Origin of the sequence: Burkholderia sp. AU27893, assembly GCF_002223205.1 — a bacterium.
Classification (GTDB): Bacteria; Pseudomonadota; Gammaproteobacteria; order Burkholderiales; family Burkholderiaceae; genus Burkholderia.
Window position 1 is genome coordinate 52,340 of record NZ_NKFD01000007.1, and the last position, 13,157, is coordinate 65,496.

Annotated in this window: 17 protein-coding genes; 14 read left to right on the forward strand and 3 right to left on the reverse strand. The window is 63.9% G+C overall.

Features of this window, described 5'->3' with window-relative positions:
- Positions 1–159: 159 nt before the first annotated feature.
- The 3 genes from CFB47_RS39125 to parA form a co-directional block, all read right to left on the reverse strand.
- Entirely contained in the window at positions 160–1,134 is a 975-nt protein-coding gene (locus CFB47_RS39125) for a replication protein RepA (protein WP_069301929.1), read from the reverse strand.
- 912 nt (positions 1,135–2,046) lie between these two features.
- A complete protein-coding gene (locus CFB47_RS39130; RefSeq protein WP_069301928.1) occupies positions 2,047–3,090 on the reverse strand; it encodes a ParB/RepB/Spo0J family partition protein in 1,044 nt (347 codons plus the stop codon).
- Positions 3,087–3,773: a ParA family partition ATPase gene (gene parA / locus CFB47_RS39135; protein ID WP_009692909.1), complete on the reverse strand. Its 687-nt coding sequence runs from the start codon at positions 3,771–3,773 to the stop codon at positions 3,087–3,089. Before parA ends, CFB47_RS39130 begins: the two co-directional genes overlap by 4 nt.
- A 912-nt stretch (positions 3,774–4,685) precedes the next feature.
- Here parA and CFB47_RS41995 point away from each other — a divergent pair.
- The 14 genes from CFB47_RS41995 to CFB47_RS39195 all read left to right on the forward strand — a co-directional run bounded on the left by CFB47_RS41995 (position 4,686) and on the right by CFB47_RS39195 (position 13,155).
- Positions 4,686–4,928, forward strand: coding sequence for a hypothetical protein (locus CFB47_RS41995; protein WP_226292011.1), 243 nt, complete (start codon positions 4,686–4,688; stop codon positions 4,926–4,928).
- A 25-nt stretch (positions 4,929–4,953) separates the two neighbouring features.
- The gene (locus tag CFB47_RS42000) at positions 4,954–5,280 is read left to right on the forward strand and encodes a DNA polymerase LigD ligase subunit (RefSeq protein WP_009692910.1); all 327 of its coding nucleotides are present in this window, start codon (positions 4,954–4,956) and stop codon (positions 5,278–5,280) included.
- Positions 5,281–5,326: 46 nt separating this feature from the next.
- Positions 5,327–5,575, forward strand: a complete 249-nt coding sequence (locus CFB47_RS42005; protein WP_252447792.1) for a hypothetical protein — start codon at positions 5,327–5,329, stop codon at positions 5,573–5,575.
- A complete protein-coding gene (locus CFB47_RS39145; protein WP_009692911.1) occupies positions 5,562–5,804 on the forward strand; it encodes an AbrB/MazE/SpoVT family DNA-binding domain-containing protein in 243 nt (80 codons plus the stop codon). Before CFB47_RS42005 ends, CFB47_RS39145 begins: the two co-directional genes overlap by 14 nt.
- On the forward strand, positions 5,801–6,208 hold the full coding sequence (locus CFB47_RS39150; protein WP_009692912.1) for a type II toxin-antitoxin system VapC family toxin: 408 nt from the start codon (positions 5,801–5,803) through the stop codon (positions 6,206–6,208). Before CFB47_RS39145 ends, CFB47_RS39150 begins: the two co-directional genes overlap by 4 nt.
- A 142-nt stretch (positions 6,209–6,350) precedes the next feature.
- Positions 6,351–6,881 carry a hypothetical protein gene (locus tag CFB47_RS39155; protein ID WP_141716966.1) on the forward strand — a complete coding sequence of 177 codons (531 nt, stop codon included), beginning with the start codon at positions 6,351–6,353 and terminating at the stop codon, positions 6,879–6,881.
- Between the two features lie 343 nt (positions 6,882–7,224).
- Positions 7,225–7,536, forward strand: coding sequence for a hypothetical protein (locus CFB47_RS39160; protein WP_069301926.1), 312 nt, complete (start codon positions 7,225–7,227; stop codon positions 7,534–7,536).
- A gap of 34 nt (positions 7,537–7,570) precedes the next feature.
- Positions 7,571–8,179: a hypothetical protein gene (locus CFB47_RS39165; RefSeq protein WP_226292010.1), complete on the forward strand. Its 609-nt coding sequence runs from the start codon at positions 7,571–7,573 to the stop codon at positions 8,177–8,179.
- Entirely contained in the window at positions 8,176–9,075 is a 900-nt protein-coding gene (locus CFB47_RS39170) for a hypothetical protein (protein ID WP_069301925.1), read from the forward strand. Before CFB47_RS39165 ends, CFB47_RS39170 begins: the two co-directional genes overlap by 4 nt.
- A 20-nt stretch (positions 9,076–9,095) precedes the next feature.
- Positions 9,096–9,386, forward strand: coding sequence for a hypothetical protein (locus CFB47_RS42010; protein WP_069301924.1), 291 nt, complete (start codon positions 9,096–9,098; stop codon positions 9,384–9,386).
- A 16-nt stretch (positions 9,387–9,402) separates the two neighbouring features.
- Positions 9,403–9,711, forward strand: a complete 309-nt coding sequence (locus CFB47_RS39180) for a hypothetical protein (RefSeq protein ID WP_069301923.1) — start codon at positions 9,403–9,405, stop codon at positions 9,709–9,711.
- Positions 9,712–9,773: 62 nt separating this feature from the next.
- Complete coding sequence (locus CFB47_RS39185; RefSeq protein WP_226292009.1) at positions 9,774–10,427, forward strand: hypothetical protein; 654 nt, start codon at positions 9,774–9,776, stop codon at positions 10,425–10,427.
- 1 nt (position 10,428) lies between these two features.
- Positions 10,429–12,774 (forward strand): phage integrase family protein, encoded by a 2,346-nt coding sequence (locus tag CFB47_RS39190; RefSeq protein WP_069301921.1) that lies wholly within the window; start codon positions 10,429–10,431, stop codon positions 12,772–12,774.
- Between the two features lie 108 nt (positions 12,775–12,882).
- Positions 12,883–13,155, forward strand: a complete 273-nt coding sequence (locus CFB47_RS39195) for a hypothetical protein (protein WP_069301920.1) — start codon at positions 12,883–12,885, stop codon at positions 13,153–13,155.
- Positions 13,156–13,157 lie beyond the last annotated feature (2 nt).

A 13,157-nucleotide genomic window follows, 5' to 3' on the forward strand; every position in this document is an offset into this window, starting at 1 on the left:
GCTCCTGTCTCGCAACTATCGGTAGTGAGGGCAATAAAAAAGCGAGCCCTTTGGGCCCGCTTCGATTTCAACATACCGCTTGCAACGAATGTCCGTGATACTTAGCCGGATGTCACTCTGCCCCAACATATGCGAATGATCAGCACGACGCACTCAGCCTTATGCGGTCTTGACCAGCCTAGGAACACTCGTCCTAGACGGCTCAAGGTACAACCCCGCTTTCGTTGGATTTACGTTCGCAGCTGGGTAGACCTCAAGAACTTGCAGTAGAGCTCGTCGCACCGTTTCGCGGAATTTCTTGTCTTCTGCAGCACCGGATCCGAATTGCAGCTTCAGCGCTTCCCATGGAACCGTTGTCGGGGCGCGCAGCGAAAAGTTTCGATACGTCAGCCAGCAATAGAGGTCGATAGCCATGGGGGACTGGCGAAGCGCCTTCAACGCTCGCAGATCGATCGGCACCGGAGCTTCGAGGATCTCCTTGAAAAATTTCTCGGACAAGGTCACCGTCGATTGCCAAAGCCCGGCTTGTTCAGGCGTTTGTGGGTCCCACCATAGGCACGTCTCTTCCGCTATGCTGAACTTGCGTGTGGCGAAGTCTGCGCCGGGTGCGGACCCTCCCCCATGAACGATCGCCATATCTGAGGCGAACAAGCGCTTCATCATTTCCCGCACGCGTGTGATCGACCCGTTTTTTCCACCCGTGTGCGACGAGATGCCGAGTGCATCCATAAAAGCCGAGAGAGACTTACCTAGGACAAGCTGCCGCTCTTTCGTGCGAACCGCCTCTGTGCCTAGCCACGCAAGGAGTAGCCGCGGAATTGTGCCGTACGGATAGCCCATGCTTTCGAGCTGGTTGGTCTTCTGCTCGAGATAGTAGCCAGGCTTGATAATCAAGCTCATGTCACCCGACGCGCGGCCCCAGACAGGCAAGTTTCGATCTGGCTCGCGATATGGCAGTGTCGCCTGGACGAGGGCACGGCCCATGAATCCCGCCATGCCGGCACGGAACGCGTCCTCGCGTTCTATGGCCAACGATTCTTCAAATAGACGAGTCGCAACATTTGGCCGGATCGCGGTCGACTTGGGTTCCGGCGACTTTCGCGTTGAGGTCTTCAATTTCGCGGCTTCAGGCATGATGGTGCTCGCTCAGTTTGGCGGATTAAAGCATAGGGCTTATGCGCAGTCACGCATATCTCGGGGCGAAGTAGCTGGATGTTGATAAACCCTGTGGATAACGCTACTTATCCACGCATAATTCGGGGCCAGATTTCGCATAAATGGGGGCGCAAGGCGCGCATAAATCGGGGCCAATTTCGCATATCTTGGGGCGCAGGCCGCATAAGTGGGGGCGGAAAGCTCTCCAACGTCATGATTCCAAAGGCGAAACATCGCGATCTAGGTTTTGCTTTTAGAAGTACGTTTACTTCTATGTTGCTTGTAGAAGGGCTCGCTTCAGTGGACAACCTTCGGTTGCCCACGCTCAGCGACCCCTCGACCACCACGCGAAGATAGCGAACGTCAAAACCGACGCCACAGCGCGTGGCCACCAGCCGTTCAAGGCTAATAGCCTCTGCCCCAACATATGCGAGCGGCTTTCTGCCCGCGAAACAGGGTTGCAGCAGCCGAGGCTTTGCCCCGAGTTATGCGCGTTGCGAGTCTCCGTAGGGCATGACGAGCTTCATACAGCGAGATCAAAACCCGCCCCAAGTTATGCGCGGAAGCAGCTTTCGGCAGCATGGCCCCAAGTTATGCGTAGCCAGACCGCTCCGCCGCCCCATCCTATGCGCGCGATGGTTCGACGAACGCCCCAATTTATGCGCATGGGCCGCCCCAGTCAGTACTCACTCTCGGCCGAATCGGCCACGGTGCGTTATGGGGCTCTGATCCACCAGAAACTGTTACGCAGTCGTCGCCCCAACTTATGCGTGAATCAGTACGCCGCTTCGCCCCAAGATATGCGCGGTGCAACAGCTAGCCGCCCCAAAATATGCGCGAGCCTAGGGGCATTTTCGCCCCGACTTATGCGCTCACGCCAAGCCTTTTCCGCTAATCCCGCGGTCGATCGTGATCAGCATTTGCAACCCACTGAAGGACAAGCTCCTTCAGTTTCTCGCCGAGTTCTTCTTGAGCAGGGCCAGTGACGCCCTTCAACGTCAACTCGGTTCTTCCGTCTGCGAATTGCTTCAGCATGCCGATTTCATCGCCGTTGCTCGTCCGAAATGGGAACTTCGATTGGTAGTGAATTTTGCTCCGCTTGCTGTCCGTTCCTTTGCTTTGCTCGGACGCGACCTGTTCAAGCTTCCGGACACTTGCTGTCCCCTCTATTACCTCTTTCAACCACCGTGCGGCGACAGCCTCGCCGGCGCGGTCGTATATCAACTTCAGATTGTAGGCGTGCGAAAGTCGAACGACGTCGGCGCGCTTCGCCATAGCCTCGAGGAGCGTAGTCGGAAGTGTCGTCAGCTGGAGCACTTTGCTGACGTGCTTGGGATCGCGGCCGACAGCGGCTGCGAGCTCCATTTGGTCACGATACACCCCGGCATCGAGTAACTTTTTCCATGCATATGCGTCGTCGAAGTCGGTCTGCTCGTCCCTATCCTTGTTTGCATGATAGGCGCGCAGATACAGGCTCTTCGGCTCCAGTTCCTCTTCGATGATCTCTGCTTCGATGAACTCGTCTTTTCGAAGAGCTGCGGCTCGAGTTCGTCGGCCCCCGTCAATAATTACCCATTTGTCGGGAAATTCCGGTAGGCGGGTCACCTTGATTGCTTCGAGCTGCCCTTGCGATCCAAACGACTCGGCGAGGTTGCTAATGGTTGTGGAGTCGTAAAAGACTCGAGGATTGTAAGGGTTCGGAATTGTGTCTGCGACGCGTATCCGGACCGGGCGCCGGTCTGACATCGCGGTGCCTTCGCGTGAAATTGCGCCCGGGATCCGTCTTGCTACTTCGCTAGGCAACTGATCAGCTACTTCGAGATGTGCTGTTTGAACGACCTTCGCCGCATCAAGCCGTGCAGTCGCAGATCTCGTCTGCTCCTCCATCCCCGCACGTACCCGGCTGGTCAAATCAAGCCTTCCTTTGCCGCTCATTCCTCACCCTCCCCGCTAGCGTTCCCCTGATGTAAGTCAACGACTGCCTCGAACAGCGCAGTGAAATCTGCCTTCGCTGCCTTGGTGTTTCGGAGGCCCTTCGCATCGAACACCGTCCGGCCGAGGGCTGCGGCTTGCCGGTAGACCTCGCGGTACGGAACCTTTTGGTCAAGTAAAGCAACCCCGCTTTCCTCAAGCAGCTGCACCATCTGTTCGCTGAGCATGGAGCGTGGCTGGAATTTATTTAGAAAAATTGCGACTTTTCCGTTTGGATTGATCGTTTGAGTCTGTTCGATGAGTTTGATCATTCCCTGGTTGCTCCACATTTCGAGAGGAGAAACGTCGGTTGGCACTAATGTGACGTCCGCGACGGCCAGGACGCGGCCGGTGGTGAGATCCGATATGTTTGGCGGACAGTCGACGATCACGATGTCGTACTCGTCCGCCAGCTTCGTTATCTGGTTGCCAATCATTTTCCCTAGCCCGGAGAGGCCAATGACCGGAAAAGGCAACGGTTGATCCTCTGCAGCCGACGCAGCCCAGCTCAAGCAGGATTGCTGGTCGTCGGTATCTGCTACGAGGACGTTGTAACCCTGCTCGTGGCAAGCACCGGCAAGATTCATCGTAGTGGTGGTTTTTCCTACCCCACCTTTCTGGTTTGCGACCGAAAACACCAAGCCCATCTTCGAACCTCCTTGGTCTATCCGCTAGGGGGCGGACCGTTCTCCAAAATCTCCACGTGGAGATTTTCCCTCGACCGGAGTCTAGTACATCACGAATTAAAATTGCAATATTTCGATGAAATTGATTACGCACCAACTCCGATTGGACGTGGCGCGGCCGCGGAGACGCAGAGAATTAACGGAATCCACACGATCGCCAACGACCGCTTCTTCAATCTCCACGTGGAGATCGCAGCTCTTGCGCAGTGCCACGTCTGGAATCTCCACGTGGAGATTGCAGGTCATGTACTGTTCCGTGTCTGGATCTCCACGTGGAGATTGTCGGCCTAATGGACGTGGCTCCGCGCGGACAGTGAGTCGACCGTCGATGCTGGAAGAATTTGGGGACGCATCGACAAATCTCCACGTGGAGATCGCGTTTCGCGGCACGGCCATGTCCAATCTCCACGTGGAGATCGAGGATGCGTCGTTACGACAAGTCATGACGCGACTCCGGTCACGGGCGGTAACGCGATTACTCTCAATGAAATCAACTCGATACCGAATGCAGGCCACTTGTGTCTCGCCATGCTGCGCGATCCCGGGTCACGAGGTCCCGCTGCGGTGCGGAGGTCACTTGCGAACCGCGGAGCGGGAGAGGCCGAGGAGTGTCGACGCGCCGTCTGGCGTGGGTAGGTTTGGAAGGAACATAGGTTGCGGCAGGGACGACGAACAAAGGAGGCGCGCATGGGCAGGTGGACAAGGTCGGGGGGGCGGGCGGCATCGAGATGGGCAGCCTATGGGCGATGGCATGCCGAAATTCATTGAGCCTGCACTGGCAGTCCTCGCGCACGTCCCCCAATGACAGGCACATGGGCGTACGAAATCAAATTCGATGGCTACCGGATGCTCGCCCGAATTGAAGGCTGAGACGTGCGAATCTTCACCAGGAACGGACATGACTGGACCGACCGTGTGCCGCATCTTCGCGGCGCGCTCGAGCGCCTATCGTTACAAAACGCATGGCTTGATGCAGAGGCAGTGTGGCTCGACGCCGCGGGGCGGCCGAGCTTCAGCGGCCTGCAAAATGCGTTCGATCGACGGCGCACGTCGGGCATTTCGCTAGTCGTGTTCGACTTGATGTGGCTGGACAACGGACGAAATCCAGTTTTCTGAAGCGATAGACGCAGCACCCGAAGTAATGCTGGCATCCGCATGTGAGCTCGGTCTCGAAGGCATCATTGGCAAGCAAATCGATGCGGCGTATCGCTCCGGACGGTCGGATCGGTGGATCAAACTGAAATGTGTCGAACGCCAGGCGTTCGTGATCGGCGGGTTTTCCCGCCGGAAAGGGGCGACAGCAGGGGTGCGGGCGATGCTGTTGGGCGTGTACGAGGAGGGCGGTCGCCTGCGCTATGTCGGCCACGTCGCGCCGAGCTTTACGCCGCGACAGGCTCGGGAATTCGAGAGTCGGCTCTCGGCGTTGGGTCGCAAACGCTCGCCGTTTGCCAGCCCCCCCCGAGCCTGAGTTCGATCGTTAGTTTTGCTGGCTGAAGCCCGACCTCGTCGCCGAAGTGGCGTTTCTCGAGTGGACGCCGGCCGGCCGGTTAAGGCATCCGTCTTTTGCGGGCTGCGCGCCGACAAGCCGGCACGCACAGTTGCCCGCGAAGATCCGGCCAGCCCGAAGGGCGCAGGCAACCGCCAATAAATGGACGCAGGCCGGCCCGCATGTCGGCGGATATTTGCGAACTTTCTGTAACGTGTATATGCTGTGGCATATGCCGTCGCAATTGAACTGGAGCCGTCCCTATGCCAACCCATGACACCCGCCATGCACGCCTATTTCGCAACGGACGTAGCCAGGCCGTGCGGATCCCGCGCGAGTTCGAGCTGCCGGTCTCGGAAGTCACTATTCATCGTGAAGGCCGGCGCCTAATCATCGAACCGGTCGAAGCGCCGTCTCTACGCGAGCTATTCGCGCAATGGGCGCCCTTGGACGAAACTTTCCCTGACATCGAAAACCTCCCGGCTGAACCGGTCGATATTGAATGAGCCTCTATCTGCTCGACACCAATATTTTGTCGAACGTAATCCGGGACCCTCGGGGCGCGTGCGCTTCGCGCATCGGGGAAACGCCGCCCGAGCAAGTGTGCACCTCGATCGTCGTCGCGGCCGAGCTACGGTACGGCGTCTGTAAGCGCGGCTCCTCAGCGCTCGCGCAGCGTGTCGAGCAGCTGCTCGCGAGCTTGACCGTATTGCCGCTGCAGTCGGACGCGGATCAATGCTACGGGCGGCTCCGAGCCGATCTCGAGAGGCAGGGTCAGTTGATCGGGGCGAACGACATGCTGATCGCTGCCCATGCGCTGGCCGTCGACGCCGTCTTGGTCACGGACAATACGGCCGAATTCACCCGCGTTGCAGGGCTCGCCGTCGAAAACTGGCTGCGGCCTGCGTAGCGAAATGCAAGCGGGCACGTCGATCTGCTTCGGCAGCAACACCCGGCTCCGGCCGGGTTTTGGGGCGCGTACCAATCGCTGGTGCAGCGGGGACTGCTCGGCTGCCGTGAGGTTACCGGCCATCGTTCAATCGAGGTGCCAGATGAAGTATTCTACGGAACGGTTTTCGTCACACGATTGCCAGCACCGTCTCGCCAAGCACGCGGCGTGGCAAAACAACGCTTGCGCTTGGCGTGTCAGCCATCCACCAACCATTCGAAACACCCACCACACGATGACCACCCGGAATCTCACAGCTGCCGCGGCGCAGGCGGATCAGGCGGACTACTTCACGCGTGTCAATTGGCATATCAAGGCGGCCACCGACCGGGCCCGGCAGGCGAAGGCCGACATCGATTCTGTCTTGGCCGAGGCCAAAGCCAAGCTCGAAGGCGTGCGGGGCCGTGAGGGCGAGCAACGGCTTGCGGCGCAACGAATTCAGCGTCTGGAGGTGATCGCGGCCGCTGCTGACCAGCACCTCAAGGAAATCGACGCACACGCGCAGAAGTACGCCACCAGCTTGTCACCGGATAACGCGCCGATTTCCCACGACGAGGCCAAGGGGTTCTGGATGGACGCGGTTCGAATTTCGCTGCAAGTTTCGATGCTCCACGAGGACGCGCGAGAGGCATAAGGGCAAAGCGTCTGCCAGAGCAGTACAACGACAGTCCCGTAACCCGGCTCCGGCCGGGTTTTTTCATGGTCGGCGGCAGCGTGCAGTAGGGCAGGCGGCAAAACTGCTACATCTGATAACTACTCTTATCAGGTGTGACACTTTTGTCTGTCAGATCGGGCGGATTTTCCCCTATACTTGTCCAGACCCCGCCGGGCAAGGCCGGGCCGGGCGCGCGGCGCCGGCGGCTCGCCCCCGCCCGGGTGGGGTGCCGATCCCGCACCATGGTCGGCGCTACGGTTTCCGTCACAATCACTACGACGCGCGCGGCGCGCCTTCACCACTTATTCCGGGGAACACCAGCATGAACACCACCACCAACGACTACGCCCAGTGCCGGGCCGTCGGCGGCCCGCTCCATGGCTACGCCTTTCCCGGTCACGGGATCTCGGCCGGCCTGACCTATCGCACCGCCGACCAGGTGGCGGACGAACCCTCGCACTACGTCGAATACTCGCGCCGGGCGCTCACGCGCAGCACGCCGGACGGCCTGCAGACCCGCGAGTTTTTTGTGCTCGACACGGTCAAGCGGGACGGCAAGGTGATCGTGCAGGGCCTCACGGACGACCAGGCGCTGGCCGCGACCCTGGCGGCACCCGAGCGCTTCTGGAAGTAGCTCCTCTATCTTCGATCCACGACAAGGAACCGTCATGACCCCAGCATCCCCATTGTTTGCCGCGCTGGATGACAACTCGCTGGTCTCCGTCGCTGGCTATCTCTGGATGGTCTCGCGCCGCGGCGACGGCGCTGTGGAACTCAGTCGAACCGGCGAGCCGCGGCTGCCCGACGTCACGATCGAGGAACACCCTGATGCGAACAACGCTGCTTCGACCTACCAGGCCACCGTCCGGGCGACCGCCCTCTGCGAGTTGGCTGCACGCCGGGACGATTTCGCCACGGCGGAAGCGGCGGTCGCTTGGGCGACCGGGTTCGAGTTTGCGACCCGTCAGGTCGGGAGCCTGACCTGGTACGCCCTGGCGCCGAATGCGCCCCAGTGGCACGCGGTGATCGGCGCCAGCGTCGCGGAAATCGTCAGCTACGAGCGGGGCGGCAGCCCCAGCTACGCCGTCAAGCGGCGGCTGAAATTCGGCACGCAATCCGTCGAGTTCTCGATCACGGATCTGGCCTATCGCGAGACGCCGAAAAACATCGTCAGCTTCGAGCAAGCGTCGGCGATCGCGCTGACGATGCCGGACTACGTGATGGAACTGATGCGCGTGCCGGCCGACGCGACCCAGCCGGCGGGGTCGGCCGCATGAGCGCAGCCAACGTCAACCACGCGCTCGAGGCGGCCGGCCACCATGCGATGGAACGGCTCGGGATCGATCCGCACGGCCGGCACGCGGCCGCCGCGCGCGCACACGCGAAGCAGGCCGGCCGGCAGCTGGCCGTGGCCGGTTACAAGCGCGAGGATGCCTCGCCGCACATCACGGAGAATCCACCGCTCCATGACGACCATGAGGCCGGCTACTTTGACGGCGAAAACGCACGCTTTGCGATCAAGTTCAGCGGGGCGGACGGGCTCGATGCGGCCGGCCTGGACGCTTGCCTGCAGGCCCGCGCGGCATTCGATCAAGCGGTCCACGAAGCCGATGCGGATGCCGTGCAGGTGGTGATGGATACGATTTTCAGGATTGCAACCAAGTATCCGGGCGGCATCGTGGCGTTTTTTGACGACGTTCCGGAAGTCGAGGATCTGCGCCGCGCGGCGGTCGCGTGGCGGACGGCCACCGACGCGCACGATGCGGCCCGCGCAGCAGCAGTGGCGCGTCAAGCGGAGTGGGAAGCGTCGCTCCCGTCCGCGACCGAGCTCATGCGTGCGGTGGCGGCCGAAGCGAACGGCGAGGGGACGTCGTTCGACTTCCAGGGCTACACGTTGTGGCACGAGCCCGACCACGGCGGCTGGTCGCTGACCAATGCATACGGCGTCGACCACTGTCGGTTCCTGACGTCGGAACGGGACTTCCAGCAGCTGATCGACACGGTTCGCCGCCGCCAGGACATCGGCCCGGTGCCGCCCGGTTGCGAAATCCCGGACGAACCGGTCGAGGACGACTCGTACATCGATGCGATGACCGCGTGCTATGAGGCCGAGACCGCCTTGCTGGCCCGGCTCGGGCTGTCGGCCGATGCCCCGGTGCTGGACGCTGTTTGACGGGGCCGACGAAACAATCCATGACGACCGCCGATACCCTACCGCCGACGCGCGACGACCGGGGCACGCATCCGCCCAGTCCGCCGGCATACCGCTCGCCGACCCCAGCACACCTGCGGGACTGCGTGCGGCGGCACGGTGGCACCTTGCCGGCCGACGTCGCGCAGGCGCTGCTCGATGCTGCGGCCGAGCTCGAGGCGAGCGAAGAAGCGTTCGCCGAGCTCGTCGAGCAGAAGCGCGAGTTGCAGCGCCGCCTCGCGAACTGCGAATCGAACCTGCGCGCGGCGCTCGCGCGACCCGCGCGCGCGTAACCCTGATGGACTGCCGATGCTCCTGACCACCACCGACGAGCGCGCGCGATTTCTCGCGTTCGCGCAACAGCACTGGATCGCCGACCAGCACGCGGCGCACGACACGCACAGCTACACCGCGCTGTTTGCCGGCCACCCCGCGCACCTGCAGTTCGAGACCGATGGCGCGTGGCGCCTGTACTACCTCGGCTTTCGGTCCGAACGGATCTTCCACCTGGCCGACGCGCGGCGCGCGGCGCCCGCGTTCGTGCGCGACGTGCTGGCGCACATGATGGCGCTCGTCGTCGACGGCGAGCCGCGCACCTCTGACGGGCCCGCGGTATGAACGGGGGAACGCCACGACGCGGCTGGCGCGCGATCGAGCACTGGCCGACCGGTCGCCGAGTGATGTACCACCTGGTGCTCGGCGGTCTGCTGACCTTGCTCGCGGCGGCTTTCGAGGCAGCCGGTTCAGCGTGGCGCGCGGCGGCGCAGCAAGGGCATCCCCTTGCGCATGCCGGGCGCGAATGGGTGCGCACCCAGGTTGGCTCTCGCGACGCGGTCTCTTTGCTTGAGCATGGGGCCACGGGTGCCGGCTGCGCCCTGTTCGCGTTCGCGGCTCTGCAAGTCGGCTACGGCGTGATCGTTTCGGCACGCGGGCGCCCCGTTGAGCCGTGGCAGCCGTGGCAATGGGTGTTCTTCGCGATCGGGATCGCGGGCGTCAGCTGCGGGATGGCATCGCAGATGTACCCCAACACGCGCGTGCTGACCGGGCTGCTCATCGCGGTGAGCCTGACTGTCCCATTGGCGTGGCCGAACCATGCGAGCCGCGCGGCGCTTGCGGCCCCGGCACGGGTCACCGGTGCAGTGGGCGCGGTATTCTGGCTGGTGGGCGACGGCCTGTGGAAGGTCTATCACGCACCCCACGCGCAGGTGACAGCCGAGACGGTCGCCTTGCAACTGGGGCTCGGGCTCGCCGGCCTGGTCGCGGCCAGTTGGGCATTCGGTTGGGCGGCACGGCGGACCGCCTGGCTGCATCCCGCGCCGATCGGAGCCCGCTGACGTGCGAGCCTCCACCAGCCGCACGATGTTGCGCCTGACGCCCGCCCACTTCGCGCTGTATCGCGCGTATCTGGAAGGGCTCGACGAGGCGACTTTGCACGCGCACTACGGCGTGCCGGGCACCGACGTGCGCGTCACCCGCCGCACCCTGGCGACGCTGCGCGACACGTTCACGATCGCCGCGCGTCGCGCGCGCGACGTCGACGCCGCGCACCTGCTGCGCCTCAAACCCGGCAGCTTGCCGCGCGACGCGCACGCGGGGGGCGCCGAGGGGCGGGCGGTCGAGGTGCCGACGCTCGAGGCGTTCCGCGCCACGGTGGACCCGGACGCGTTCTACAGCGAGCGCGAGCTCGTCGCGCTGTACGTCGAAACCTATCCGCCGGCGTCGTCGCCCGCGCTCGAGCGCAAGGTCGCGCGCAATCGCCGCCTGCGCGAACGGCAGGACGCGGCGCTTGCGCGCATGGAGGCGAGTCTCGTCGAGGCGCCGCAGCTGGAGCACACGCTCGAGGGCTGGTTCGACGCCCGGCTGGTGGAGCGCCTGGCGGCCGCCGGCGTCACTACCTTCGCGCAGCTGCTTGCGCTGATGCGTGCGCGACGCCAGCGCTGGTACAACGCGGTGCCGCGCCTGGGCAAGGTGGGCGCGCAGCGCCTCACCGACTTCATCGCGCAGCACCCGGACACGCTGGGCTACCTGTCGCCGCTCGCGGTCACGCCGCGCCGGCAGCTGGCCGCCGGTCACCCGGCGCTGCAGCCGGTGCCGGGCGCGGGGGTTGGATCGGGCGGCGACGTGGTGCCGCTCGAGGCGCTGCGCGTGCCGGCCGCGCTCGACGGCTCGGCCGGCCTGAACCGCGCGCCGGTGCCCGCGCACCAGGCGGAGCTCAACACCGACCTGCAGGCGGTCCACGCGTGGATCGCGACGCGGGGCGCGCGTAGCGAGGCGACCCGCCGCGCGTACCGGCGCGAAGCCGAGCGGCTGCTGCTGTGGGCGATCGTCGCCAAGGGCAAGCCGCTGTCGTCGCTGAACACGATGGACTGCGCCGAATACCTCGACCATTTTCTGCGCGATCCGCAACCCGCCGCGCGCTGGATCGGGCGCGGTCGCGTCGAGCGGTTCGATCCGGCCTGGCGGCCGTTCGTCGGCCCGCTGTCGGAGCGCAGCCGCGATACCGCACGGCGGATCCTCAACGCGATGGGCGCATGGCTGGTCGGCCAGCAGTACCTGCGCGTGAATCCGTTCGCCGGACTGCCGGCCGCGCCGTCGGTGCCGATCGACGCGACCGGCCGCACGCTGACCCGCGCGCAGTGGCAATACGTGCTCCAGACCGTGCTGCGGCCCGTCTCGGCGTTCGACCGCTCGGGCGAACATGCGACGAACCAGGCGGCCCATGCACGCGACGCGTTCCTGCTGCTGTTTGCCTATGCGACGGGTCTGCGCCGCGCCGAGCTCGCCGCGGCGACGATCGGCGCACTGTCGCGCACCGCGCTCGACGGCGCGCTGGATGACGCATGGAGCTTGCGTGTGATGGGCAAGGGTCGGCGTGCGCGTACCGTGCCGATGCCACGGCGGCTGATCGACGCGCTGCGCGCGCAGCTGCGCCACCGACCGGTGCCGCTCGAGCTCGAGACCGCGCCGGCCGACACGCCGCTGATCGCCCATCTCGTGACCGGCGAGGCGCTGCACCCGGACGGGCTCGGCTGGCTGTTCAAGCGGATTTTTGCGCGGGCCGCCGACCAGTTGGCGATCACGTATCCGAACGCGGCCGCGGACCTGCGCCGGGCCAGCACGCACTGGCTGCGCCATACTTTCGCGAACCACGGCCTGGACGCCGGCGCCGACATCCGCGACATGCAGGAGCTGCTCGGCCATGCAAGCCTGGGCACCACCACGCTCTACACCAAGGCCGATGCGGTGCGCCAGTTCCAGTCGGTCGAGACGTTTTTCAACGCGGCGCTCGACGGGGCCGACGGCGCGGGCGTGACCACGACGCCTGTGGCCGTCCCGCGCGTTGCGCCGAGCCTGGCGTCGCACCCGGTCGCCGCGGATCCAGCCAGCGCAGCGCGGATGGTCGCCGTGCACGTGACGCTGAAGGTCGAGCCGAAGCGCGCCAGTGGCCGCGGCCGGGCCCGGGTGCTCGAGCGCGTCGAGCGGGAGGTGCTGGCTGGCGTCGCGCGCACGCCGACCCGCGACGGCGTAACGGTGCTGCAGGTGCCGTTCGATGACGACGACGCGTTCGACCGGCGCGTCGACGATCTGCTGGTCGCGATCGCGCTGACCGCCGAGCAGCACCGCTGTACGTCAGAAAGCGAGGCGTGGGCGGAGGTCGCCGGCGAGCGGTGGCGATGGTGAGCGATACATGATCGGCCCGGGCAACGATGGCTTCGTGGGGCGTGCTGAATGCGGGGCGCAAACAGGGTAACTCGAAATAGGATAGCGATGAGAGGAGTTCCGAAAGAGATGCTGGATCCAAACGCCCAAGCTGGCTGGGCGGGATGTGTGAGCCTCGGTCCCACCGAGGTCCGATTGTGGATCGTCAAGGGCACCCAGTGCGCCACCGGCCACGATCAGGATTTCAGTTTGGCCGATGTGCTGGAGGCAGGACTCCGCGCGAAAATTACCGGTTTGAATGAGCGGGAACGTGAGGCCGTCATCGCGGATTGCATCGCTGATACGCTGGCGCAGATCGCCGACATGAATCAACTGGTTCACGAGTACGCTAACGAAAACTAGGA